Source organism: Paracoccus homiensis, assembly GCF_900111675.1.
In the GTDB taxonomy this organism is placed as follows: Bacteria; Pseudomonadota; Alphaproteobacteria; order Rhodobacterales; family Rhodobacteraceae; genus Paracoccus; species Paracoccus homiensis.
Genome location: NZ_FOHO01000003.1, coordinates 212,906 through 235,735, shown reverse-complemented (window position 1 = coordinate 235,735; position 22,830 = coordinate 212,906). Strand labels below are relative to the sequence as shown.

At 63.9% G+C, this 22,830-nt stretch carries 24 protein-coding genes; 8 read left to right on the top strand and 16 right to left on the bottom strand.

The genetic code is table 11. The features are described from left to right. Positions 1-9: 9 nt before the first annotated feature. The 3 genes from ugpE to BMX67_RS05785 form a co-directional block, all read right to left on the bottom strand. On the bottom strand, positions 10-888 hold the full coding sequence (ugpE, locus tag BMX67_RS05795; protein ID WP_090733219.1) for a sn-glycerol-3-phosphate ABC transporter permease UgpE: 879 nt from the start codon (positions 886-888) through the stop codon (positions 10-12). A 13-nt stretch (positions 889-901) separates the two neighbouring features. After that, a complete protein-coding gene (locus tag BMX67_RS05790; RefSeq protein ID WP_090733217.1) occupies positions 902-1,783 on the bottom strand; it encodes an ABC transporter permease subunit in 882 nt (293 codons plus the stop codon). 69 nt (positions 1,784-1,852) lie between these two features. Further along, entirely contained in the window at positions 1,853-3,151 is a 1,299-nt protein-coding gene (locus BMX67_RS05785; protein ID WP_090733215.1) for an extracellular solute-binding protein, read from the bottom strand. Positions 3,152-3,264: 113 nt separating this feature from the next. Between BMX67_RS05785 and BMX67_RS05780 the strand changes: the two genes are divergently transcribed. Further along, positions 3,265-4,296, top strand: a complete 1,032-nt coding sequence (locus BMX67_RS05780; protein WP_245739223.1) for a LacI family DNA-binding transcriptional regulator — start codon at positions 3,265-3,267, stop codon at positions 4,294-4,296. A 78-nt stretch (positions 4,297-4,374) separates the two neighbouring features. Here the strand turns inward: BMX67_RS05780 and BMX67_RS05775 are convergent, their stop codons facing one another. The 5 genes from BMX67_RS05775 to BMX67_RS05755 form a co-directional block, all read right to left on the bottom strand. Further along, positions 4,375-4,938: a F0F1 ATP synthase subunit B gene (locus BMX67_RS05775; protein WP_090733213.1), complete on the bottom strand. Its 564-nt coding sequence runs from the start codon at positions 4,936-4,938 to the stop codon at positions 4,375-4,377. After that, positions 4,935-5,531, bottom strand: a complete 597-nt coding sequence (locus tag BMX67_RS05770) for a F0F1 ATP synthase subunit B' (protein ID WP_090733211.1) — start codon at positions 5,529-5,531, stop codon at positions 4,935-4,937. The genes BMX67_RS05775 and BMX67_RS05770 overlap by 4 nt, the downstream gene beginning before the upstream one ends. Positions 5,532-5,607: 76 nt before the next feature. Beyond that, a complete protein-coding gene (locus tag BMX67_RS05765; protein WP_089343169.1) occupies positions 5,608-5,844 on the bottom strand; it encodes a F0F1 ATP synthase subunit C in 237 nt (78 codons plus the stop codon). A gap of 64 nt (positions 5,845-5,908) precedes the next feature. Further along, the gene (locus BMX67_RS05760) at positions 5,909-6,661 is read right to left on the bottom strand and encodes a F0F1 ATP synthase subunit A (protein ID WP_281249143.1); all 753 of its coding nucleotides are present in this window, start codon (positions 6,659-6,661) and stop codon (positions 5,909-5,911) included. Positions 6,662-6,663: 2 nt separating this feature from the next. Then, positions 6,664-6,900 (bottom strand): AtpZ/AtpI family protein, encoded by a 237-nt coding sequence (locus BMX67_RS05755; protein WP_342707903.1) that lies wholly within the window; start codon positions 6,898-6,900, stop codon positions 6,664-6,666. A 319-nt stretch (positions 6,901-7,219) separates the two neighbouring features. Between BMX67_RS05755 and BMX67_RS05750 the strand changes: the two genes are divergently transcribed. The 4 genes from BMX67_RS05750 to BMX67_RS05735 are packed head-to-tail and all read left to right on the top strand — an operon-like array spanning position 7,220 to position 10,095. Continuing rightward, positions 7,220-7,567, top strand: a complete 348-nt coding sequence (locus tag BMX67_RS05750; RefSeq protein WP_090733208.1) for an ArsR/SmtB family transcription factor — start codon at positions 7,220-7,222, stop codon at positions 7,565-7,567. Continuing rightward, positions 7,564-8,445 (top strand): PfkB family carbohydrate kinase, encoded by an 882-nt coding sequence (locus tag BMX67_RS05745; protein WP_090733207.1) that lies wholly within the window; start codon positions 7,564-7,566, stop codon positions 8,443-8,445. Before BMX67_RS05750 ends, BMX67_RS05745 begins: the two co-directional genes overlap by 4 nt. Then, the gene (locus tag BMX67_RS05740) at positions 8,442-9,362 is read left to right on the top strand and encodes a pseudouridine-5'-phosphate glycosidase (protein WP_090733206.1); all 921 of its coding nucleotides are present in this window, start codon (positions 8,442-8,444) and stop codon (positions 9,360-9,362) included. The genes BMX67_RS05745 and BMX67_RS05740 overlap by 4 nt, the downstream gene beginning before the upstream one ends. A 34-nt stretch (positions 9,363-9,396) precedes the next feature. Beyond that, positions 9,397-10,095, top strand: coding sequence for a DUF502 domain-containing protein (locus tag BMX67_RS05735; protein ID WP_090733204.1), 699 nt, complete (start codon positions 9,397-9,399; stop codon positions 10,093-10,095). On the opposite strand, the gene BMX67_RS05730 is transcribed toward BMX67_RS05735, so the two are convergent. The 4 genes from BMX67_RS05730 to prfB all read right to left on the bottom strand — a co-directional run bounded on the left by BMX67_RS05730 (position 10,041) and on the right by prfB (position 14,088). Continuing rightward, positions 10,041-11,108 carry a patatin-like phospholipase family protein gene (locus tag BMX67_RS05730; RefSeq protein ID WP_090733203.1) on the bottom strand — a complete coding sequence of 356 codons (1,068 nt, stop codon included), beginning with the start codon at positions 11,106-11,108 and terminating at the stop codon, positions 10,041-10,043. The genes BMX67_RS05735 and BMX67_RS05730 overlap by 55 nt on opposite strands. A gap of 78 nt (positions 11,109-11,186) precedes the next feature. Then, on the bottom strand, positions 11,187-11,843 hold the full coding sequence (locus BMX67_RS05725; RefSeq protein WP_090733201.1) for a hypothetical protein: 657 nt from the start codon (positions 11,841-11,843) through the stop codon (positions 11,187-11,189). 58 nt (positions 11,844-11,901) lie between these two features. After that, positions 11,902-12,885: an aldo/keto reductase gene (locus tag BMX67_RS05720; RefSeq protein ID WP_090733200.1), complete on the bottom strand. Its 984-nt coding sequence runs from the start codon at positions 12,883-12,885 to the stop codon at positions 11,902-11,904. A 75-nt stretch (positions 12,886-12,960) separates the two neighbouring features. Beyond that, positions 12,961-14,088 (bottom strand): peptide chain release factor 2, encoded by a 1,128-nt coding sequence (prfB, locus tag BMX67_RS05715; RefSeq protein ID WP_090733199.1) that lies wholly within the window; start codon positions 14,086-14,088, stop codon positions 12,961-12,963. Positions 14,089-14,221: 133 nt separating this feature from the next. Between prfB and BMX67_RS05710 the strand changes: the two genes are divergently transcribed. Continuing rightward, positions 14,222-14,710 (top strand): MgtC/SapB family protein, encoded by a 489-nt coding sequence (locus BMX67_RS05710; protein ID WP_090733197.1) that lies wholly within the window; start codon positions 14,222-14,224, stop codon positions 14,708-14,710. 73 nt (positions 14,711-14,783) lie between these two features. Next, on the top strand, positions 14,784-15,236 hold the full coding sequence (locus BMX67_RS05705; protein WP_090733196.1) for a hypothetical protein: 453 nt from the start codon (positions 14,784-14,786) through the stop codon (positions 15,234-15,236). Here BMX67_RS05705 and BMX67_RS05700 read toward each other — a convergent pair whose 3' ends face one another. The 3 genes from BMX67_RS05700 to BMX67_RS05690 form a co-directional block, all read right to left on the bottom strand. Continuing rightward, positions 15,237-17,786, bottom strand: coding sequence for a penicillin-binding protein 1A (locus BMX67_RS05700; protein ID WP_090733195.1), 2,550 nt, complete (start codon positions 17,784-17,786; stop codon positions 15,237-15,239). A gap of 86 nt (positions 17,787-17,872) precedes the next feature. After that, positions 17,873-19,087, bottom strand: coding sequence for an N-acetylmuramoyl-L-alanine amidase (locus BMX67_RS05695; RefSeq protein ID WP_090733193.1), 1,215 nt, complete (start codon positions 19,085-19,087; stop codon positions 17,873-17,875). Further along, complete coding sequence (locus BMX67_RS05690) at positions 19,084-20,220, bottom strand: pyridoxal phosphate-dependent aminotransferase (RefSeq protein ID WP_090733192.1); 1,137 nt, start codon at positions 20,218-20,220, stop codon at positions 19,084-19,086. The genes BMX67_RS05695 and BMX67_RS05690 overlap by 4 nt, the downstream gene beginning before the upstream one ends. Before the next feature lie 155 nt (positions 20,221-20,375). Here BMX67_RS05690 and BMX67_RS05685 point away from each other — a divergent pair, with 155 nt between their 5' ends. Then, positions 20,376-21,125 carry a DsbA family protein gene (locus BMX67_RS05685; protein ID WP_090733190.1) on the top strand — a complete coding sequence of 250 codons (750 nt, stop codon included), beginning with the start codon at positions 20,376-20,378 and terminating at the stop codon, positions 21,123-21,125. A 45-nt stretch (positions 21,126-21,170) separates the two neighbouring features. Here BMX67_RS05685 and betA read toward each other — a convergent pair whose 3' ends face one another. Continuing rightward, positions 21,171-22,799 carry a choline dehydrogenase gene (gene betA / locus BMX67_RS05680; RefSeq protein ID WP_090733189.1) on the bottom strand — a complete coding sequence of 543 codons (1,629 nt, stop codon included), beginning with the start codon at positions 22,797-22,799 and terminating at the stop codon, positions 21,171-21,173. Between the last annotated feature and the right edge of the window lie 31 nt (positions 22,800-22,830).

The following is a 22,830-nucleotide window of genomic DNA, read 5'->3' as shown; positions in this document are numbered from 1 at the left end:
TTCAGCTTTCTACTTGTCCGATTCCGTCAGCCCCTTCACGAACCAGGACTGGCAGGTGATGACGATGACGACGGGGGGGATCATGGCGACGATGGCAAGGGCCATGGCGCGACCGTAATCGGGGATCTCGGACCCCTCGGCCATTGCCTGCACGATCTGACGGATACCACGGACCAGCGTGAACAGACCCTCTTCGGTCGTGATCAGCGTCGGCCACAGATACTGGTTCCAGCCATAGACATACATGATGATGAAGATCGCCGCGATCATGGTGCGTGACAGCGGCACGAGGATGTCGATGAAGAACTTGACCGGCCCTGCCCCGTCGATCCGCGCGGCATCCACCAGTTCCTCGGGGATCGACAGGAAGAACTGCCGAAAGAAGAAGGTCCCCGTGGCCGATGCCAGCAGCGGCACGATCAGCCCGGTATAGCTGTTGGCCAGGCCCAGCCCCTGGATCACCTCGTATGAAGGCACGATCCTGACCTCCAGCGGCAGCAGCAGCGTGGTAAAGATCACCCAGAAGGCCAGCGTCGCGAAACGCAGGCGGAAATAGACGATCGCATAGGCCGCCATCATCGACAGAACGATCTTGCCGATGGCAAAGCCGATGCCAAGGATGAAGGAATTCATCAGCATCGTGGCGCCGGTGATCTCGCCGGTGAAACCGCCGGACTGGAACAGCGCGGCGCTGAAATTCGCGCCCGCCTGATCGCCAAAGCCCCATTGCAGCCCTTCGCGCTGAATCAGCAGCTTGTCATGGGATGCGGTGGTCAGCGCCAGATAGACCGGGATCAGCATGAACAGCGCGCCGGCGATCAGCACCCCATGATCCAGGATCGCGGACCAGCGGAACGGGCGACGGGGCGTGGAAACGGGATCTGCCATCGTCTTGGCCCCCTCAGGTATAGTGGATGCGGCGTTCCAGCAGCCGGAACTGCACCACCGTCAGGATCAGGACCAGAACCATCAGCACCACGCTTTGGGCCGATGAACCGCCGATGTCATTGCCGCGAAACCCGTCGATGAACACCTTGTAGACCAGCGTCATCGGGTTCGATGCGGGGTTGTTCTTGACCAGGGTGTCGATGATGCCGAACGTGTCGAACAGCGCGTAGGTGATGTTGATGATCAGCAGGAAGAACGCGGTCGGCGCCAGCAGCGGAAAGGTTACCTCCCAGAACCGGCGAAGGCCCGACGGGTTGTCGATCAGCGCGGCCTCCTTGACGCCCTGCGGAATGGATTGCAGGCCCGACAGGAAGAAGATGAAATTCACCGGCGTCTGGATCCAGACCGATACGATCACCATCGCCGCAGCCGTGTCCAGATAATTGACGCCAAGCCGGAAATCATGGCCCAGCCCGGAAAACAGCCGGGTCATCGCGCCGATATTCTGATCGAACAGCGCCACACCGATCAGCCCCGCCACCGGCGGCGCGACGGCATAGACCCACATCAGCAGCGTGCGATAGGTCCGCGCCCCGCGGATCACCTTGTCGGCCTTGACCGCCAGAAGCAACGCCAGCCCCAGGGAAAACCCGGTCACAAGCAGGGTGAAGATCAACGTGAACCGCGCCACCTTCATGTATTCGGCGGATCTGAACAGCCGGGAATAATTGTCCAGCCCCACGAATTGCGAACCGAACCCGAAGGGATCCTGCAAGAAGAAGGACGACTGCACGGCATTCCACGCGGGCCAGTAGAAGAAGATGACGATGATCGTCAGCTGTGGCACCAGCAGCAGAACGGGCAGCAGGCGGTGATGGAAACGGGCGCGTTTCACGGGCGGACTCCGGTTCGGGACGGGAACGGGCGGCCACGAAGGATCGCGGCCGCCACGGGTCGGGCAGGATTACTGCTGCGTCTGGGCAAAGCGGGCCAACAATTCGTCAGCCTCGGATTTGATGGCCGCGAAAGCATCGTCCAGCGACGTCTCGCCGGTCAGATAGCGCGTGTATTCGCGGTTCATCACATCGCGGATCTGGACGTAGAACCCCATCCGGTAGCCCTTGGTGAACTCGCCCGCAGGCAGGGTCAGCTGCTGGATACCGATCTCAGCCGCCGGAAAGCGATCGTAATGCCCGTCCTCTTTGGCCAGCTCATAGGCGGCGGTGGTGATCGGCACATAGCCAGTCTCACGGTGCCACATATACTGCACCTCGGGCGAGGTGAGATACCGGAAGAACTCGGCCGTGGCCTTGTTTTCCTCATCCGAATGCCCGGTCATGGCAAAGTTCGCGGCCCCGCCGATGAAGGTCTGCTTCGGATCCGTCGTGATCCCTTCCCAATAGGGCAGATAGGTGGCCGAGAAATCGAACCCGGCCTTTTCCGACAGCCCGCCGAACGACCCCGAGGAACCCAGCCACATCGCGACCTCGCCCGCCTCGAAGGGCTTGGCGTTGTCATCCCATGCCGCGCCGTAGAATCCGGCAAGGCCGCCGTCGATCCACCCCTTGAACGCCTCGAAATGCGACTTGATCTCGGGGCTGTCCATGTTGATCGTGACCTCGTTCGAGTCGAACCCGTTATTGGCCGACGCGAAGGGCAGATTGTGACGCGAGAAGAAGTTCTCGGTAAAGATCCACGGCATATGCGACTGGGTCAGCGGAATGTAGCCCGCCTCTTTCAGCGCGGGGGCGGTGACGTCCTGGAACTCTTCCCAGGTCTTGGGTGCGGTGACTCCGGCCTTTTCCATCGCCTCGGTGTTGAAATACAGCACCGGCGTGGACGAGTTGAACGGCATGCCGATCATCTTGCCATCGCTGTCGGCAAAGAAATAGCGGACGCCCGCGATGTAATCCTCGATATCGAAGGGGATGCCGTTGTCCTTCATCAGATCCTCGACCGGCAGGACGGCACCCGGCGCGCCGATGACGGTGGCCGCGCCCGCATCGAAGACCTGCACGACATTGGGCTGTTCGCCCGCGCGGAAGGCCGCGATGGTCGCGGTCAGCGTTTCCTCGTAGGTGCCCTTGAACACCGGCACGATGCGGTAATCTTCCTGGCTGTCGTTGAAATCGGCGGCGATCTGGTTGACCACGTCGCCCAGCTGGCCGCCCATGCCGTGCCACCAGGTGATTTCAGTCTGGGCGAAGGCCGGGGCGGACAGGCCCAGGAACGTGCCCGCGGCAAGGATCGTCATGCGTTTCATTTCAGCTTCCCTCTGGCGACGCGGGTCTGTTCCGCTGTCGATTTCGCTTTCATTCCGAACGGATCGGGTGACTATGAACACGTGTGCAGATAGGGTTGGAATGTGACGCGCCCATGACGGAAGATGACGGTTCGATGAAATTCGCCCCTGCCGATGCCGCGCCGCGCCGCGCAACGGCAATGGATGTTGCAAGGGCGGCAGGCGTTTCCAGATCGGCGGTGTCGCGCGCCTTTTCCCAGACCGCCTATCTGGATACCGACAAGCGGGACCATATCCGCCGCATCGCCGCCGAGATGGGCTATCGGCCGAACGCGCTGGCGGCGGGGCTGAACCGGACACGGTCGAACCTGGTCGGGATCGTCGCCGGTGATGTGGGCAACCTGTACGATGCGCAACTGCTGTCCCGACTGGTGTCCGGCCTGACAGCGGCGGGGAAATGGCCGGTGGTTCTGGATGGATCGGTGGGCGCGGACCGGCTGGTCGCGACCGACATCTTCGCCTATCCGCTGGATGCGATGATCGTGCGGGGCGGCAGTGTCGATCCCGTCATGGTCGACACCTGCGCCAAACTGCATATCCCATTGGTTTTTCTGGGCTGCGTCGTCGACGCCCCGGCGGTCGACAGCATCGTCTGTCGCAACGCCGAAGGCATGGCCAGGATCGCCGATCTGTTGCTGAACCGGGGCCGCCGACGCTTTGCCTTTCTGGGTGGGCCCGCCCAATGGGCCTCGCAACAGCAGCGGCTGCAAGGGCTTTGCGATGCGCTGGCACAGGCGGGGTTGCAACTGATCGCGACGGAATCCGCCGATTTCAGTCACCAAGGCGGCGCCAAGGTGGCGCGCAGGCTTCTGCAAGATCACGATCTGGACGCGCTGGTCTGTGCCAATGACGCAATGGCCATCGGCGCCCTTGGCGTGGCGCGGCACGATCTTGGCCTGAACGTCCCGGCCGATCTGTCGATCACGGGTTTCGACGATGTGGACATGGCGTCATGGCCCTGTTTCGACCTGACGACGGCCTGCAATCCGGTCGAGGAAACCGTGGCGGGTGTAATCGAGTTGCTTGAGGCGCGACTGGCCACCCCATCCGCCCCGTCGCGCCGGATCCAGATCGACGCGCATCTGGTCAGGCGCGGCACCCACTGACGCGCGGCATTGGGACCGGACAGAAAAAACCCCCGCCCTTGCGGACGGGGGTTTCAGAACCTTGCCGGATCACGGTGATCAGTTCAGCCGCGTTTCCACGTCCGAAATGGCTTCGTCGATGCCGGCCGAGCGTTGACCGCCCTTGACCTGAGCGGCCAGAAGTTCGGTCGCAGCGGCAATCGCGGTCTGCACGGCGCGGTCGCGAACGGCGCGCACGGCATCCTTTTCGGCGCTGGCGATCTGATCCTCGGCGGCCTGAAGGCGACGCTCGATCGAGGTTTTCAGATCGTCCTGTGCCTTGGCGGCCTGGGCTTCGGCGTCACGCTTGGCATTGGCCACGATCTCATCAGCCTGGGTTTTCACCTCGCGCTGACGACGTTCATAGCTGGCATAGATTTCCTGCGCTTCTTCGCGCAGGCGCTTGGCTTCGTCCAGATCGCTGCGGATGCCTTCGGCGCGCTTGTCCAGCATGCCGCCGATCAGGGCCGGAACCTTGAAATAGACCAGCACGCCGATAAAGACGATGAACGCGATCAACACGATGAAATCGGTGTTGCCGAGCGAGAAGAACGGACCCGAGGCCGCGGCGGCAGGACCGGCCGCGCCCAGCAGGGTCAGTGCGATGGCAGCGATCCGGTTCATTGCAAAGCCCCCTTCATGCGGCTGTCGACAGCCTGATCCACGGCGGCCGCGTCGGCGTTGCCGCCAAAGCTGCTGACCAGTTCGGCGGTCACGTCGCGGGCGACCTCGCGGGCGTCCGATGCAGCGGATGCCCGGATTTCCGAGATGCGCTTTTCCGATTCCGCTGCGCGGGCAGCGATTTCGGCATCGGCCTTGGCGATGGCGGCATCCAGTTCTTTCTGGATCTCGGCGCGGTTCGCGGCCACGATCTTGTTCGCCTCGCTGCGGGCATCGGCCAGCGCCTTGTCATAGGCGGCCTCGGCCTCGCGGGCTTTTTGTTTGAATTCTTCTGCGGCCATCAGATCGCCGGAAATGGCACCCTGACGGTCCGAGATGACAGCGGCGATCCGGGGCAGCGCGACCTTGGACAACACCCAATACAGCACCAGCATGGTGACGACGAGCCAGAAGATCTGGTTCGCAAAGGTGGTGACGTCAAGCTGCGGCAAGCCCGCAGATTCCGCCGCGTGACCGGCCGCGTCCGCACCATGGGCGGCGGCCGCTTCGGTATGTTCGGCCACGCTGTGGGCGGCCTCTTGCAACAGGCTGATCATGTCCTACCCCATTGGCCTCTCAGGATACGAAGGGGCGGAGCGATATGCCCCACCCCGCCGCAAGGATGGCGTGGGATCAGACTGCGAACATCAGCAGAAGCGCGACGAGGAACGAGAAGATCCCCAGAGCTTCTGCGAAGGCCATGCCGATGAACAGCGTGGCGGTCTGACCAGCGGCGGCCGACGGGTTGCGCAGGGCGCCCGACAGGAAGTTGCCGGCAACGTTGCCCACACCGATAGCTGCCCCGCCCATGCCGATGGCGGTCAGGCCGACGCCGATGTACTGGCCCAGTTCTCCGATATTGCCTTCCATGATGATACTCCTTGCGGTTGGAAGTTTGGAATTCGGGTGAAGATGATCCTGACGCTGCGCCCGCTTAGTGCGAGGGATGCAGCGCGTCTTTCAGGTAGACGCAGGTCAGGATGGTAAACACATAGGCCTGGATGAAGGCCACGAGGATCTCGAAGGCATACATGCCGACGACAGCCAGGATCGAAACAGGAGCAACGGCGGCGATGGCGGCGAAGCCAGCGAACACCTTGATCACGGCGTGGCCGGCGATCATGTTGCCTGCAAGACGAATGGAATGGCTGACCGGGCGCACGAAATACGAGATGACCTCGATCACGGCCAGAACCGGGCGGATCGCCAGAGGGGCCGAGCGGACCCAGAACAGGTCAAGGAAATGCGCGCCGTTCTTGATGAAGCCGATCGCCGTCACGCTGATGAAGACCGCCAGCGCCAGAACGCCGGTCACCGCGATATGCGAGGTGACGGTGAACGCCTTGGGCAGCAGACCCGCAAAGTTCGAGAAGACGATGAACATGAACAGCGTCATGATATAGGGGAAGTATTTCAGACCTTCCTTGCCGGCGATGTCCTCGATCATCTTGTGGACCATGCCATAGGACAGCTCGGCAACCGACTGGGCGCGGTTCGGAACGATGGCGCGGCCACGGGTGCCCATGACCAGCAGCGCGATGATGGCCAGTGCCACGACAGCCATCCAAAGTGTCACGTTGGTCGGGGTGTACCAATGCACCTCACCCGCGCCGAACAGCGGCTTGACGATGAACTGATCCATCGGGTGGAAGGTCAGGCCGGTTGCTTGTTCCGCTTCGGTCGCCACGGTCAATCCCTCTCGTCGGTCTCCGGCTTGTCGCCGGGGGTGCTGCCCAGTTCGGCCGCGGTGCGCATCATCGTCTTGATGCCGGCCGCGAAGCCCACAAAAATAAACAGGATCATCAGGAACGGCTTCGTGCCGAACAGATAATCCAGGCCGTATCCGATCCCGCAGCCCAGCAGAATGCCTGCCACGATCTCGGTGACCATGCGCCAGGCGACATGCGCCTTGTCATAGCCCGCCATCGGTCCGCGAACCTCTGGCTTTGGGGTCATTTTCGACAGCCGGTCCTCCAGATCGCGCAAGCGGGCATCGTCTTGATGCCTGTCACTGCCGTTCCGGGGCCCCTCGGCCATCTGTCACGCCCCCGTTATCGCTCGGGGCGGTGTCTATGGTGGAACGCCCCGCAAGTCAAGCTTTGCCACACCGAACACAAGTCATTGTAAAGGCTTAATTTTCAAATCCACCCATCGCGTGCTATCAGGTTGCATTGCCCCGACGCCATCGGCATTATTCAACCTTCCAGTTGACCATTGCCCGACCTTCCGGCGTGAAAGAGGACCGATGCCTGCGCTGCCGCCCGACCGGCTTGACCTGATCTTTGCCGCGCTTGCCGATCCGACGCGGCGGCGGGTGCTGTCCATGCTGCTGGAAGACGACATGGCCGTCAGCGATGTCGCCGCGCCCTTCCAGATGAGCCTGGCCGCGATTTCGAAACATCTTTCGGTGCTTGCGGCGGCGGGCCTGATCCGTCAGGAACGGCGCGGCCGGATCACCTGGTGCATGCTGGACCCCGAGGGGATGCGCGCGGCCTCGGTCTGGATGCAGGGGTTCGGACAGTTCGACCCGGTCGACCTGGACGATTTCGAGCGTTTCCTGAACGCGCAGATGAAAGAATGGACTGACGAATGACCCAACGCCCCGACATTCTGTGCATCGGCGCCATGCTTTGGGACGTGATCGGCCGCGCCCCGCGCCGGATGGCGCCGGGTGCCGATGTACCGGGGCGCATCCGCCATATTCCGGGCGGCGTGGCGCTGAACGTGGCGATCGCGGCGGCCCGCTGGGGCCTGCGGCCCGCGGTGCTGTCAGCCGTCGGTCAGGATTCAGAGGGCGAGGCGCTGGTGGCCGAGGCTCAGCGTCTGGGCGTCGATTGCGAACATCTGACCCGCGACACCGGCCTGCCCACCGATTGCTACATGGGCATCGAGGACAGCGAAGGGCTGATCGCGGCCATCGCCGATGCACACAGCCTGGAGGACGCGGGCGACCGTATCCTTGCGCCCCTGTCCGCCGATCTGTCGGGCTGGACGGCGCCGGTCGTTCTGGACGGCAACCTGACCGAGGGACTTCTGGGCGTGATCGCCCGCGATCCCCGCCTTGCCCGCGCCGATCTGCGCGTCGTGCCCGCCAGCCCCGGCAAGGCCGAACGGCTGGAGCCGCTGATCGCCGCGCGGCGCGGCTGTTTCTACCTGAACCGCCTTGAGGCCGAGATCCTTGCCGGGCGCGCCTGCCCCGATGCCGCCAGCGCGGCCGAGGCCGTTGTGGCGCGCGGCGCTGCCCGCGTTCTGGTCACGGACGGGCCCCACCCCGCCGCCGATGCCAGCGTCGGCCAGCCCACCATCACCTTCGCCCCGCCCCCCGTGACCATCGCGCGGGTGACCGGTGCGGGCGATTGTTTCCTTGCCGCCCATCTGGCGGCTGAATTGCAGAACCAGCCGCGCGATGCGGCGTTGCGTCAGGCCGTGGAATCCTCGGCCGCGCATGTTTCCGGAAAGGATGTTCCATGACCGCCCCCCTGACCTATTCGCCCGAAGTCGCACAGGCACTGAAGGATGGTCAGCCCGTCGTCGCGCTGGAATCGACGATCATCACCCACGGGATGCCCTATCCCCAGAACCTTGAAATGGCCCGCGAGGTCGAGGACGTGATCCGCCGTGGCGGCGCAGTGCCCGCGACCATCGCCATCATGGGCGGCCAGATCCATGTCGGCCTGACGCCCGACACGCTGCAGGCGCTGGCGCAGACGCCGCCCGAACAGGCGATGAAGCTGAGCCGCGCCGATCTGGCCGTCTGTATCGCCAATGGCCGCACCGGCGCGACCACCGTGGCGGCGACCATGATCTGCGCCCATCTGGCCGGTATCCGCGTCTTTGCGACCGGCGGCATCGGCGGCGTTCATCGCGGTGCCGAAAACAGCTTTGACATCTCGGCCGATCTTCAGGAACTGGCACAGACGCCGGTGACGGTCGTCGCGGCGGGCGCAAAGGCGATCCTGGACCTGCCGAAAACCTGGGAGGTTCTGGAAACGCTGGGGGTTCCGGTCATCGCCTATGGGCAGGACGAATTGCCCGCCTTCTGGTCGCGCAGCAGCGGCATCAGCGCGCCCCTGCGCATGGACAGCCCCGACCAGATCGCCGCCGCCGCCGATATGCGTGCCGCACTTGGCCTGAAAGGTGGCCAGCTGATCGCGAACCCGATCCCGGTCGAGGCCGAAATCGCGCGGTCCGAGATCATGCCGGTGATCGAACAGGCCCTGGCCGAGGCCGAGGACCAGAAGATCGCCGCCAAATCGGTGACGCCTTTCCTGCTGCAGCGCATCTTCGAACTGACCGAAGGCCGGTCGCTGCAATCCAATATCGCGCTGGTGTTGAACAATGCGCGACTGGCGGCGGAAATCGCCGCGAAGATGGCAAAAGCCGCTTGACGAACATGGGGCGCGCGCTGTTCCAATCCGAACCATGCGCGCCCCGGACACAGACCCCAGCCCGATCCTGCCGCCCCGCCGTCCCGGCGCATTGGGGCTGCTGCGCTCGAACTTTCTGGCCGGGCTGGTGGTCATCGCGCCGATCGGCATCACCGTCTGGCTGATCTGGACGCTGACCGGCTGGATGGACAGCTGGGTCTTGCCCATCGTTCCCGCCCGCTGGCGACCCGAGCAATATATCGGCATCGACTTTCGCGGCATCGGGGTCGTCTTTTTCCTGATGTTCACGGTTCTGATCGGCTGGCTTGCCAAGGGCTGGTTCGGGCGGGCCATGCTGCGGGCGGGCGAACGCATCGTGGCGCGGATGCCGATCGTGCGGTCGGTCTATGGCGCGTTGAAACAGATCGCCGAAACCATCCTGTCGCAGGACGAGGCCCGTTTCGACCGCGCCTGCATGATCCAGTATCCGCGCCCCGGCCTGTGGGCGGTGGGGTTCGTCGCCGGCCCCGCCAAGGGCGAGGTGCTGGCCCGCAGCGCGCAGGATCTGATCGCGGTCTTCGTGCCGACGACGCCCAACCCGACCTCGGGCTTTCTGATCTACGCCCCGCGCGACGAGGTCACTTTTCTGGACATGAGCGTCGAGGATGCGGCCAAGCTGGTGATCTCGGCCGGGCTGGTCTATCCGACGATCCCCGAACCCACGAACAATTCGGCCAGATCGACCGTATCCTGACGGTTCAACGCATCGGCATGCTGTTCGATGAAACTGTCGGCGGCCACCTGCCCCGCCTCTTTCATGCGCTCCAGCAGACCGGGACCGGGCATGACCTTCGACCGCGCGCTAAGGTCGTTCATCAGCGTATCATCCAGGATCATGTGGATCAGCGGGTTCTTCATCGGGCGGTTCTGCATCCGACCCTCGGCGAACAGGCGCTTGACGAAATTGATCGCCCGCAATTCCGACATCAGGGTGCTGTTGAAGCTGATCTCGTTCACCCGGTCCGAAATCTCGACCGGCGTCTTGGGGATGCCGTCGCGCATCAGCGGGTTGATGTTCACGATCACGATGTCGCGGGGCAACGCCTTGTCATACAAGGGAAACAGCGCCGGGTTTCCGGTAAATCCGCCATCCCAATACGCCTCGCGGCGGCCGGTATCCGGATCATGTATCTCGACCGAGCGGAACAGGTTGGGCAGGCAGGCCGAGGCCAGAACCGCTTCGACACTTGCCTGATGATTGGTGAACACGCGAATGCGGCCCGTGCGCACATTCGTCGCCGACACGAACAGACGCGGCCCCTGCGTGTTGCTGAAATCCGGGTAAGGCAGCCCGCGCAGAACCGGCCCCAACGTGTTGGTGTAGAACGGCCCGTAATCATAGGGGCTGAAGACCCGCGTCAGCCCGTCCAGCCATGCAGCGGGCGAAAACATCTCGGCGACGCGGTGCAGGCTGCGGGGCATGGGCAACATCGAATGCATCCAGCGCACCACGCTGTTGTCGGATGCCTGCCCGACCTCGCGCCACAGGCAATCCAGATTGGTCTGCGCCGCGCGGCGTCCGCGCATCCCGGCATGGCGGGCCAGCCCGGCCTTGACTGCCGCGCCATTCAGCGCCCCGGCCGAGGTGCCGCTGATCGCCGCGATATGCAGCCATTTCTCATCCAGCAGCCGATGCAGCACGCCCCATGCAAAGGCGCCATGCGCGCCGCCCCCCTGAAGTGCAAGGTTGATGCTTTTATCCTGCATGGTCGGGTCCTGTCACATGACTGGCTGCACAAGACAGGTATGGGCATTGCCGCAGCGCAGCGCAACCCGTCCACAGGCTCAGCCGCCCTCGATCAGTGCCAAGGGAACCTCGTAGGCCGCGCGACCATCGATCACCACATGCCAGATATCGTCGGTCAACCGTCCCTCGGCCAGGCCAGATGTCGCGTTGACATAGAAGCTGTCATCCGTGGCATCGCGCATGAAATTCAGCGTGAACTGCGCCCCGTCAACGCCCCGAACCGTGACCGAGGCCTGACGGTCCTCCATCCGCATGGCACCGGCGGGGCAGGCATGTGCCGGTTCGGCCCCGACCGGCCCACAGCGCAGGGTCGCGGTGGCGTCGTAATCGTCGGTCGAAAACCCGTCTGGGTCGGCCAGACCGACATCGGCATCCCAATACAGAAAGATGCTTTCGGTCGGGCTGCGGAAAATCACCCCCGCATCGCCCAGCCCGCTGTTGCGATAGACCCGGTTGCCGTGCTGATCGCGGAAGTTGCCAACCGTATCGCCATCGGGCCGCAGGTCCATCGTGACCCCATCCTCGCGGGTGATGGTGATGTTGCCCTGCCTCTGGCCAAAGCTGCAGGGCAGCGACGCGGTGGCATGATCGGACCCGGCCGGATAGATATCGCATCGCGCCGCCGCCGTATCGGCCCGCGCCGCGCCCGCCCCCAGCAAGACGGGCACAATCAGGAACGCTGCGGAAAACTTCATCTTCCTGCCCTTTCCGTTTTCCACTCCGTTCCCATCCTGCGCCCCAGCGGACCGGTTTTCAACAATAGGCCTGCGGGCCGACCGACATTGCCGCACCATAGCGCGGACCATGTGCCCAACCGATCGGCAGCAGGGCCTCGATCTGGTCCAGATGCTGCGGGCTCAGGTCGATCATCGCGCCACGGGCATTGTCCTGCATATGCGCAATGCTGCGCGAACCGGGCAGCGCGATCACCTGCGGCCCACGCGACAGAAGCCATGCGATCGCCAGCGTGGCCGGGCTTTCGCCCAGATCGGCGGCAAAGCTGCGAAAGGCCTGTAGCCGTTTCAGGTTATGCGGCCAGTGTTCGGGCGAAAAACGGGGCATCCCCTGCCGCAGATCATTCTGCCCGAATGTCGCCGGATCGGGCAGTTCGCGCGCAAAGATCCCGCGACCGACCGGCGAGAAGCCGACCAGCGCCGTTCCACTGCGCCCGGTGGCCTGCAACATCCCCAGTTCGACCTGACGGGTCCAAAGCGAATATTCCGACTGAACCGCCGCGACCGGTCCGACCGCCTGCGCACGTTCAAACGTCGCGGGCGCCACTTCGGACAGGCCGATCGCGCCGATCTTGCCCTCGGCCCGGAAGGCCAGCAGCGTTTCCATCACCTCTTCGATCGGGCGCGCGACCTCGTGCCGGTGCAGGTAATACAGATGGATGTGATCCACGCCCAGACGCCGCAACGACCCTTCCAGCGCCTCGCGCATATGCGCGGCGGAATTGTCGAACGGCTGTTCGGCGCGACGGGTGATGCCGCATTTGCTGGCCAGAACAACGCGGTCGCCGTGATCCTTCAGAAAGCGGGACAACAGTTCCTCGGCCCGGCCGGCGCCATAGATGTTCGAGCTGTCGAAATGGTCCACGCCCATTTCCAGACAGGCGGACATGCAGCGCAGCGCGTCTTCGGGGGTGGTGTCGCCATAGGTGCCGACGAAGTTCATCGTTCCCAGCGCGACCGCGCCGACCATCGGGCCGTCCGGCCCCAATTGTCGTTTTTGCATGATACCCCCGTTCTTCGCGGGGGATATGTAACGCGATAAGCCGCCCTCGGCGCAACCGCCAATCGCGGCTTGGGATCAATCCTCGGCCTGCGCCTCGGCCCGGCTTTTGCCCGCCACGTCCAAGGCCAGCGTGGCCGCCATGAACGCATCCAGATCGCCGTCCAGCACGCCCTGGGTATCGCTGGTCTCGACGCTGGTGCGCAGGTCTTTGACCATCTGATAGGGATGCAGCACATAGGACCGGATCTGGTTGCCCCAGCCCGCTTCGCCCTTGGCGGCGTGCTGGGCGTTGATCTCGGCGTTGCGGCGGTCCAGTTCCATCTGATACAGGCGCGATTTCAGCGCGGCCATGGCGTTCGCACGGTTCTGGTGCTGCGACTTTTCGGAACTGGTGACGACGATGCCCGTCGGGATGTGCGTGATCCGCACGGCCGAGTCGGTCGTGTTGACGTGCTGACCGCCCGCCCCGGACGAGCGATAGGTGTCGATGCGGATTTCGTTGTCGGGAACCGTGATCTCGATATTCTCGTCGACCACCGGATAGACCCAGACGCTGCTGAAACTGGTATGGCGGCGCGCGGCGCTGTCATAGGGGCTGATGCGGACAAGGCGATGCACGCCCGATTCCGATTTCAGCCAGCCATAGGCATTATGCCCGGTGATCTTGTAGGCCGCGCTGCGAATACCTGCCTCGTCGCCGCCGGTTTCCGACAGCAGTTCAACGTCATAGCCCTTCTTTTCGGCCCAACGCACATACATCCGCGCCAGCATGGACGCCCAGTCGCAGCTTTCGGTGCCGCCCGCGCCCGCGTTGATTTCAAGGAAGGTGTCATTGCCGTCGGCCTCGCCGTTCAGCAGCGCCTCAAGCTCTTTTTGCGCGGCAAGCTGGGCCAGCGATTTCAGATTCGCCTCGGCCTCGGACACCAGATCGGCGTCGCCCTCTTCCTCGGCCAGTTCGACCATCTCGGCATTGGCGGTCAGATCGCCCTCGATCCGGCGATAGGTCTCGATCGCCTCGGACAGGGCCTGACGTTCGCGCATCAGCTTCTGCGCACGTGCCGGATCGGACCACAGATCGCCATCCTCGATCATGGCGTTCATCTCTTCCAGACGATGCGGCGCGGTCTGCCAATCCATCCGCTGCCCCAGAAGTTGCAGCGACTTGCGGATGTTTTCGATGGTGGACTGCGTCTCGGCGCGCATGGGGAACCCTTCTCGAATTTCAGGCGCGAGTGATAACCCGAGCCGGGTGCGGGAACAAGACCCCGCCCCGGAAACCGCATCGCGCCATCAGGCGTTTGCACCGGGCAGACCAGATCACGAACAGGACAGGCCCATGCAGGACGCGCTTGGCGATCTTTTCAGCCCGTTGCACTCGATGTCGCTGACGATGGCGGCAGGCCGGCTTGGTCTTGCACTGATCCTTGGTGCGCTGATCGGCTGGGAACGCGAATTGCGCGCCCGCGAGGCCGGGCTGCGGACACATATGCTGATTTCGCTGGCCGCCGCGATCTTTACCATCATCGCGATGGAACTGACCTTCTTTCCCGACGGATCCGAGGCCGAGTTGCGCATCGACCCGCTGCGCCTGATCGAGGCGGTGACTGCGGGCGTCGCCTTTCTGGCGGCGGGCTCGATCATCACCAGTGGCGGCAATGTGCGCGGCATCACCACCGGTGCCTCGATGTGGCTGGCAGGCGCGATCGGGCTGGCCTGCGGCACCGGAAGTGGGCAATTGGCGGCCCTGGGGACCGGGATGGCGCTGCTGATCCTGTGGCTGATCCGGCAGACGCTGAAACCGCTGATGGGCGGCGAACGGGACTAGACGCGCCGCATTTGGTGCTTTGCCAAACACGGGTTAGGCTGCACCCAGTTCAGCTTGCCGAAAGGTTCCCACGATGAAAACCACCCTGCTGCCCCTGTGCCTGTTCACGCTGGCCTGCACGCCGATGACTTCCACAGGATCGAATGGCAACGCGCCCGTCCCGTCCCTGTCCAGCGGCGCCTTTCTGACGCAGGATGTCAGCCTGCTGGACCTCAGCGGCGCCGAAACGCTGGACGAAGCCGCCGCCGCCGTTCAGCAAAGGTTCAGCAGCAACGAACCGGTCGAGGGCGGGTACAGCGAAACGCTGAACGCCTATCAGGCCGACAGCCGCGGCACGGTCGTGCTGACCCAGGACGGGCTGCCCGACGATTCCGTCAGCAGCGTGCAATATGTGGTCGAATTCGACCTGCGGCCCGACACGCAGGTCGAAGGGCGCGTCCTTGCCGTCGCGACCGGATATGGTACGCGGCAGAAATGCGCCCGCGCCGCCGATCCCCTGGCCTGGACCAACGCGCCCTGCCCCTGATCAGTAAAGACCACCCGAGGACAGCGTCCCGAAATCGGCTTTCTTCGGGATCACCTTGCGCTTGCCGGTCGAGGTCGTGACCGTCTTGGCCGCGGACGCCGCCGCCGTCCAGGGCAGCACCACGTTTTCATCCCCGAAGCCCGAAATGACCAGCGGCGAACCCCAGCTGGGATCGGTGCCGTCGCGGAAATATTCCGCGATCACATTCGGGCCGCTGGCGTCATCTGGCAGGCGCTGGCCGGTCACGCGGTCGATCTTGGCCCAATAGCCGCCGGGCGGCACGCGGAATTCGGTCCCGCCATATTCGCGCACGGCCTCGCGCATGAAGGCATTGAACACCGGCACGCACAGCGTCCCGCCATAGGCATTGGATCCCAGCGTGCGCGGCTGGTCGTAACCCAGATAGCAGCCCGCGACGATATTGCTGGAAAAGCCGATGAACCAGACATCCTTGGCATCATTGGTCGTGCCGGTCTTGCCCGCGATCGGGACCGGAAGGTTCACCCCCTTGCCCGAGCCGCGCTTGACCACGCCCTCCATCATCGAGGTCAGCTGATAGGCCGTGATCGGATCCATCACCCGCTCGCGGTCGCTGGTGATGACGGGGGCCTGACCTGCAGGCAGCGCCTGCTGTCCGCAGGTTTCACAGACCCGCTGATCATGACGATAGATGGTGCGCCCGCGCCGATCCTGCACGCGGTCAACCAGTGTCGGCTCGACCCGTTCGCCGCCATTGGCGAACATCGCATAGGCGGCCACCATGCGGAACAGCGTGGTTTCCTGCGCCCCCAGCGAGTTGGCCAGAAACGGTTTCAGCGTGTCATAGGCGCCGAATTTCTCGGCATATCGGGCGATGACATCCATGCCGATATCCTGCGCGATCCGAATGGTCATCAGGTTGCGCGACTGTTCGATGCCGGTGCGCAGCGGCGTCGGCCCGTAATGCCGGCCACCGGCGTTCTTCGGCTCCCACAGGCCATAGGGGGTGTTCAGGCTGATCGGTTCGTCCACGACGATGGTCGCGGGGGTGTAATTGTTGTCCAGCGCCGCGGCATAGACAAAGGGCTTGAAGCTGGACCCCGGCTGACGCATGGCCTGCGTCGCGCGGTTGAAGACCGAGGACTGATAGCTGAAGCCCCCCTGCATCGCCATCACGCGCCCGGTATTGACATCCATCGCCATGAAGCCGCCCTGCACCCGCGGCACCTGCCGCAGGGTCCAGCGGATAAAGCTGCCATCGCTGTCGCTGGTCATCGCGCGCACCAGAACGACATCCCCAACCGCCAGCAGGTCGCCCGCGACCTGGGCGCGACCACCTTCGGGGCGGCCCGTGTCGCGGTTCATCTTGCGGGCCCATTGCACATCCTTCGCCGGGATCCAGTGACCATCGGCATCCTCTTCGATGCCTTCGATGCCGATCCGTGCGTCATTCTGGCCGATCTGCAGCACGACCGCCGGATACCAGCCCGGTATGTCGCGCGGCACCCGCACCGAATACAGCGCCCCGCGCCACGCGGCCTCGTCGGTCAGCTGATCTTCGGCGATCGTCTCGCCAGTGCCGCGCCACAGGCCCAGACCCCGGTCGTATTGTTCCAGCGCGTCGCGCAGCGCGTCGGCCGCGGCGGATTGCAGGTCGGGTTCGACCGTGGCGCGAATGGTCAGGCCGCCGCCAAAGAACTCCTCATTGCCGAATTCCCGGCTAAGCTGACGGCGGATCTCGTCGGTGAAATAATCGCGCGACGGCATCTGGCTGCCCGCCGACGGGAAATCGCCATTCTGGACCGAGCGCAGCGGCAGCTTGGCCTCGGCCTCGTAGGTGGCTTCGTCGATATAGCCGTTCTGCCACATCTCGCGCAGGACATAGTTGCGCCGTTCGGTCACGCGTTCCTTGGCGCGGACCGGATGATAACGGCCCGGCGCCTGCGGCATCGCGGCCAGCATCGCGGCCTCGTGCGGGGCCAGTTCGGACAGCGACTTGTTGAAATAGGTCTGCGCGGCCGCCGCCACGCCAAAGCTGTTCTGACCCAGGAAAATCTCGTTCAGATACAATTCCAGGATCTGGTCCTTGCTTAGCGTGCGTTCCAGCCGCGAGGCCAGGATCAGTTCCTTGACCTTGCGTTCGACGCTGCGATCGCTGGACAGCAGAAAGTTCTTCATCACCTGCTGGGTGATGGTCGATGCGCCGCGCACATTGCTGCCGCCCGACTGGACCGCCTGCACCGCCGCGCCCAGAATGCCGCGCAGGTCATAGCCCGGATGCTGATAGAAATTCTTGTCCTCGGCGCTGACGAAAGCTTCCTTGACCAGATCGGGGACTTCCTCGATCGGCACGAAGATGCGGCGTTCCTCGGCGAATTCGTCGATCAGCATCCCCTCGCCCGAATAGATCCGGCTGATGGTCTTGGGGCTGTATTGCGCCAGCGCCTCGTGGCTGGGCAGATCGCGGGAATACATCCAGAAAATGCCGCCCACCGTCAGCGCGGCAAAAAAGGCGGCGGTCACGATCCAGGAAAAGATCGCACCGAAAAAGGAAAGAAGGGCGCGCAGCACGGGTAAAATGGCCTTTCGATGATCGGTGATATCTATAACCGGGGCGCCCATCGGGGTCAAAACAACACTGGGCGATCACGAAACCGTCAGCGGCGCAGCACCGATTTGCGGGCCTTTTCGTCACGCGCCCAGCCGACGATGGAATCGGCCAGCACCGTGACCATCCGCGACCGCCATGACGGATCCAGCAGATTGGCCCGGTCGACCGCATCCGAAATGAAGCCCAGTTCAAGAAGAACCGACGGGATATCGGGCGATTTCAGCACCGAGAACGCGGCCTTCTGCACCGGGCGGCCATGCAGACCGATTCCCATCAGCGCCATGCGCGAGGTGACGAATTTCGCGAAAACCTCGGATCTTGGCTGGGTGTCGGTGCGGGCGAAATCCATCAGAACGGTGGCCAGATCGTCGTCCTCGCCACCCAGATCGACGCCCCACATCAGATCGTCACGTTCGTGCCGCGAGGCCAGTTGCCGTGCCGCGCGCTCATCTGCCTTCGGATCCCAGGTATAGATCGTCGCGCCCGCCGCCTGCCCGCTTGGCAGCGCATCGGCATGCAGCGAAAGGAACAGATCGGCCCCGGCATCGCGGGCCATGGTCGTGCGACGTTCCAGGCTGACAAAGCTGTCATCCTCGCGCGTCATCACGACACCGATACCCCGCGCCTGCAATGCCGCCCGCAGTTCCAGCGCAAAGGTCAGAACCAGATTGGCCTCGGTCGCGCCGCCGCCCTCGGCGCCGGGGTCGAAGCCGCCGTGACCGGGATCCAGCGCGACGACCAGACCTTCCGACGGGGCTTCGGGTGTTTCGATCTCGGCGGGAACGGGCAGATTGCGCAACGCGGCAGTGGCGCTGGGACGTGGCTGGAAATCTTCGCGATCGACCGGCTCCAGCGCGATGTCCAGAACCGGCTCGGGGGCGCGGGTCGTCTGGCCTGCGCGGGTCACACGATAGGGGGCGGGCAGTTCAACCACGATCCGCGACCAGCCGCGGCGAAATTCGCCCCAGCGGATGGCGGGCACAAGATCGTGCCCGAACAGGTCCGAGGGCCGGATGCCGGTCAGATCAATCCCCTTCATGTCCACGATCAGGCGGACCGGATCGTCGACCAGAAAAACCCGGTAAGGCACCGCGCGATCCAGCACCAGCCGCAGGTCCATCGGGCGCGGCTTGCCCCGGTCGCGCCCCTCGGCGGTCAGGGACGAGGCGCCGATATTCAGGTCGGCCATGGCCTGCGCGACCGACAGCTGCGGAACGATCAGCCCCAGCAGCACCGCAAGAACCAGCGCCAGTCGCCTCATCGCGCCGCCATGAAGGCCGCCAGCCGCCGCAGCCCTTCGGCCACATCCTCGGTCGAGCGGGCATAGCTGAAACGCAGCGTCGTCGCGCCGCGATCGGGGTCGAAATCCAGACCCGGCGTCACCGCGACCCCGGCCTTGTCCAGAATCTCGGCGGCGAAGGCCAGCGAATCCTGCGTCAGATCGGACACATCGGCATAGACATAGAACGCCCCTTCCGGCGGGGCGATCTTCGTGAACCCGGCCTTGGGCAGTCCTTCCAGCATCAGCCGGCGGTTTTCGGCATAGACCGCCAGATTGGCCTCGGCCTCGTCGATACAGTCCAGCGCGGCCAATGCGGCGACCTGGCTGGCATGGGGCGGACAGATGAACATGTTCTGCGCCAGACGTTCAACGCTGCGCAGATGGCTATGCGGCACGACCATCCAGCCGACCCGCCATCCGGTCATGGAAAAGTATTTGCTGAAAGAGTTTACGACAAAAACCTCATCCGTCACTTCAAGCGCGGAATGGCAGGAACGACCATAAGACAGGCCATGATAGATCTCGTCGGAGATCAGTGCCATGCCCCTGTCCTGCGCCGCCTCGGCCAGCGCGGCCAGTCCGTCCTTGCGCAGCACCGTCCCCGAAGGATTGCCGGGCGAGGCCAGGATCAAACCCTGTACGTCGTCGGGCAACTGTTCGGGGCGCGGCTGATAGCGATCCTCGACCGTGGTGGGGATGCCGACAGGCTGCAACGACATCGCCTTCAGGATCTGCCGGTAACTGGGATAGCCCGGAAACCCCATCGCAACCTTGTCGCCCGCGTCGAACAGCGCCGAAAACGCCAGGACGAACGCCCCGCTGCTGCCCGAGGTGACGACGATGCGCGCGGGATCGATGTCCAGCCCGTACCAGCGTCGGTAAAGACCCGCGATCCCCTGCCGCAGCCGTGGCAGACCCAGCGCGACCGTATAGCCAAGCGGCTGTTCCAGCGCCTTCGCAAGCGCATCGCGCGCGCCCTGCGGGGCGGGTGTGCCGGGCTGGCCGACCTCCATGTGGATGATCCGGCGGCCCTCGGCCTCGGCCTTGGCGGCGGCCTGCATCACATCCATGACGATGAAGGGATCAACCTGTCCGCGGGCGGAATGTCGCATTGCTCGGGCCTCGTGTTTTTGTCGTTTTGCCTGTCATATCGCAGAGGCGCGGCAGGCTCTAGCCTTTCGACATGTTCACGCAGCTTTGTCGCCGCATTTCTTGCCTTCCCGGCCCCCGCGGGCCAAGCTGCGCCCAAGCCAAGCAGAGGAAATTCATGAAACGCCTGATCGCCGCCCTATTGCTGACCGCGACGCCCGCCATGTCCTTCGACATCCAGTCCATGTCCGACACGGAAAAAGCCGCCTTCGGCGAGGCCGTGCGCGAATATCTGATGGCCAATCCCGAGGTTCTGATCGAATCGATCAACGTGCTGGAAGAACGCCGCGCGGCGGATTCGGCTCAGAACGATCAGGCGCTGGTGGCCGCCAATCGCGACGCCATCTTCGATGACGGCCACAGCTGGATCGGCGGCAACCCTGATGGCGATCTGACCATCGTCGAATTCATCGATTATCGTTGTGGTGTCTGCCGCCGTTTCAATGACGAGGTTCACAAGGTCGTCGAGGAAGATGGCAATATCCGCTTGATCGTGAAAGAGTTTCCGATCCTTGGGCAAGACAGCGAAGCCTCGGCCCGCTTTGCCGTGGCAGTCAAGCAGATTGCCGGGGACGACGCCTACAGGAAGGCGCATGACGAACTGATCGCGCTGCGCAGCTCGGCCTCGATCGAGGCGCTGACCGGGGTGGCGGAAAAGATCGGCGTGGATGCCGATGAGGTCATCAACACGATGAATACCGAGGATGTGACCGCCGTTCTGCGTGAAAACCATCAGCTGGCCGAACGCATGGCGATCCAGGGCACGCCGACCTTCGTCATCGGTGACGAATTGCTGCGTGGCGTGCCGCAGGCTGGATTGACGAAAAGCGTCCAGCAGATCCGCGCCGACATGGCAGATCAGGGCTGACGGCAAGGGCCGCGCGGACACCCCCGCGCGGCCCTTTTTTGAAGGTCAGGGACGGCCTTTCAGCGCGTCCAGATCGGCCTTCAGCATGCTGCGCCCCAGAATATGATCGGCGGCTTTTTCACCGGTCATGATCGAGGGGCCGTTCAGGTTTCCATTGGTGATGCGCGGAAAGATCGAGCTGTCGGCCACCCGCAGACCCTCGACCCCGATCACGCGCAGTTCGGGATCAACCACGGCATCGGGATCATCCGCCGCACCGACGCGGGCCGTACCGCAGGGGTGATAGGCGCTTTCCGCATGTTCACGGATAAAGGCGTCGATCTGTTCGTCGCTTTGAACATCCGCGCCGGGCTGGATTTCGTCGCCGCAATACGCGCTGAAGGCGGGCTGGCCAAAGATCTTGCGGGTATGGCGGACGCAGGCGCGAAATTCTTCCCAATCCTCGTCATGGGACATGTAGTTGAAATGGATCTTTGGCGCGGTCAGCGGATCGTTCGAGGTCAGGCGCACCGTACCCCGCGATTTCGACCGCATCGGCCCCACATGCGCCTGGAATCCATGCCCCTTGGCCGCGGCCTTGCCGTCGTAACGCACCGCCAGAGGCAGGAAGTGATACTGGATATCGGGGTAATCGGCCTTGTCCGAGGACCGGATGAAGCCACAGCTTTCGAACTGGTTCGAGGCCCCAAGCCCGGTTTTCTGCAAGATCCATTCCACGCCCACCCGGCTTTTGCCCAGCAGGTTGTAATAGGTATACAGGCTGACCGGCTTCAGCGATTTATACTGCATGTAGACTTCAAGGTGATCCTGCAGGTTTGACCCGACGCCGGGCCGGTCCACACGCACCTCGATCCCGTTGTCGCGCAGATGCTGGGCCGGACCGATCCCCGACAGCATCAGCAGCTTGGGCGTGTTGATCGAACTGGCGGCCAGGATGACCTCGCGCCCGGCCTTGATCTGTTCGATCTGGCCCTTGCGGTCGATCTCGACCCCGACGGCACGCTTGCCCTCGAACAGGACGCGCCGTGCCAGGCCCCGGATCAGCGTCAGCTTGCCGGTCTTCTTGGCCGGACGCAGATAGGCGTTGGCGGCGGACCAGCGGCGACCCTTGTAGATCGTGGCCTCCATCGGGCCAAAGCCTTCCTGATGCTCGCCGTTATAGTCGTCGTTGCGGGGCCAGCCGGCCTGATGCCCGGCCTCGATAAAGGTGTTGAACAGGGGATTCTTGCGTTTGCCGCGGGTGATGTGCAGCGGACCGTCGCTGCCGCGCCATGCCGAAGTGCCGCCATGCCAGCTTTCCATCCGCTGGAAATAAGGCAGCACATCTGCATAGCCCCAGCCCGCCGCGCCGGAATCTTCCCAATGGTCGTAATCCTTGCGGTTGCCCCGCACGAAGACCATCCCGTTGATCGAGGACGACCCCCCGATCACCTTGCCGCGCGGCGTCACCAGCCTGCGCCCGCCCAGATGTTCTTCCGGCACGGTCGAAAAACCCCAGTCATAGCGGGGCATGTTCATCGGATAGGACAACGCGCCCGGCATCTGGATGAAGATGCCGATATCGCTGCCGCCATATTCGATCAGGGTCACGGTCTTGCCCGCCTCGGTCAGGCGATAGGCAAGGGCGCAACCGGCGCTGCCTGCGCCGACGATCACATAATCAGATTGGCTCATTTGGTCACAACCTTTCAGGTGCCAGCTGGGC

Excerpts from the sequence above, each read along its gene's own strand:
- BMX67_RS05770 (WP_090733211.1), bottom strand. The coding sequence starts at position 5,531 with ATGATCAGCCTGTTGCAAGAGGCCGCCCACAGCGTGGCCGAACATACC.
- BMX67_RS05730 (WP_090733203.1), bottom strand. The coding sequence starts at position 11,108 with ATGCAGGATAAAAGCATCAACCTTGCACTTCAGGGGGGCGGCGCGCAT.
- ugpE (WP_090733219.1), bottom strand. The coding sequence starts at position 888 with ATGGCAGATCCCGTTTCCACGCCCCGTCGCCCGTTCCGCTGGTCCGCG.
- BMX67_RS05740 (WP_090733206.1), top strand. The coding sequence starts at position 8,442 with ATGACCGCCCCCCTGACCTATTCGCCCGAAGTCGCACAGGCACTGAAG.
- BMX67_RS05780 (WP_245739223.1), top strand. The coding sequence starts at position 3,265 with ATGACGGAAGATGACGGTTCGATGAAATTCGCCCCTGCCGATGCCGCG.
- BMX67_RS05785 (WP_090733215.1), bottom strand. The coding sequence starts at position 3,151 with ATGAAACGCATGACGATCCTTGCCGCGGGCACGTTCCTGGGCCTGTCC.
- BMX67_RS05690 (WP_090733192.1), bottom strand. The coding sequence starts at position 20,220 with ATGCGACATTCCGCCCGCGGACAGGTTGATCCCTTCATCGTCATGGAT.
- BMX67_RS05695 (WP_090733193.1), bottom strand. The coding sequence starts at position 19,087 with ATGAGGCGACTGGCGCTGGTTCTTGCGGTGCTGCTGGGGCTGATCGTT.
- BMX67_RS05745 (WP_090733207.1), top strand. The coding sequence starts at position 7,564 with ATGACCCAACGCCCCGACATTCTGTGCATCGGCGCCATGCTTTGGGAC.
- BMX67_RS05725 (WP_090733201.1), bottom strand. The coding sequence starts at position 11,843 with ATGAAGTTTTCCGCAGCGTTCCTGATTGTGCCCGTCTTGCTGGGGGCG.
- betA (WP_090733189.1), bottom strand. The coding sequence starts at position 22,799 with ATGAGCCAATCTGATTATGTGATCGTCGGCGCAGGCAGCGCCGGTTGC.
- BMX67_RS05755 (WP_342707903.1), bottom strand. The coding sequence starts at position 6,900 with ATGGCGGGCTATGACAAGGCGCATGTCGCCTGGCGCATGGTCACCGAG.
- BMX67_RS05775 (WP_090733213.1), bottom strand. The coding sequence starts at position 4,938 with ATGAACCGGATCGCTGCCATCGCACTGACCCTGCTGGGCGCGGCCGGT.
- BMX67_RS05765 (WP_089343169.1), bottom strand. The coding sequence starts at position 5,844 with ATGGAAGGCAATATCGGAGAACTGGGCCAGTACATCGGCGTCGGCCTG.
- BMX67_RS05720 (WP_090733200.1), bottom strand. The coding sequence starts at position 12,885 with ATGCAAAAACGACAATTGGGGCCGGACGGCCCGATGGTCGGCGCGGTC.
- BMX67_RS05705 (WP_090733196.1), top strand. The coding sequence starts at position 14,784 with ATGAAAACCACCCTGCTGCCCCTGTGCCTGTTCACGCTGGCCTGCACG.
- BMX67_RS05750 (WP_090733208.1), top strand. The coding sequence starts at position 7,220 with ATGCCTGCGCTGCCGCCCGACCGGCTTGACCTGATCTTTGCCGCGCTT.
- prfB (WP_090733199.1), bottom strand. The coding sequence starts at position 14,088 with ATGCGCGCCGAGACGCAGTCCACCATCGAAAACATCCGCAAGTCGCTG.
- BMX67_RS05685 (WP_090733190.1), top strand. The coding sequence starts at position 20,376 with ATGAAACGCCTGATCGCCGCCCTATTGCTGACCGCGACGCCCGCCATG.
- BMX67_RS05710 (WP_090733197.1), top strand. The coding sequence starts at position 14,222 with ATGCAGGACGCGCTTGGCGATCTTTTCAGCCCGTTGCACTCGATGTCG.
- BMX67_RS05735 (WP_090733204.1), top strand. The coding sequence starts at position 9,397 with ATGCGCGCCCCGGACACAGACCCCAGCCCGATCCTGCCGCCCCGCCGT.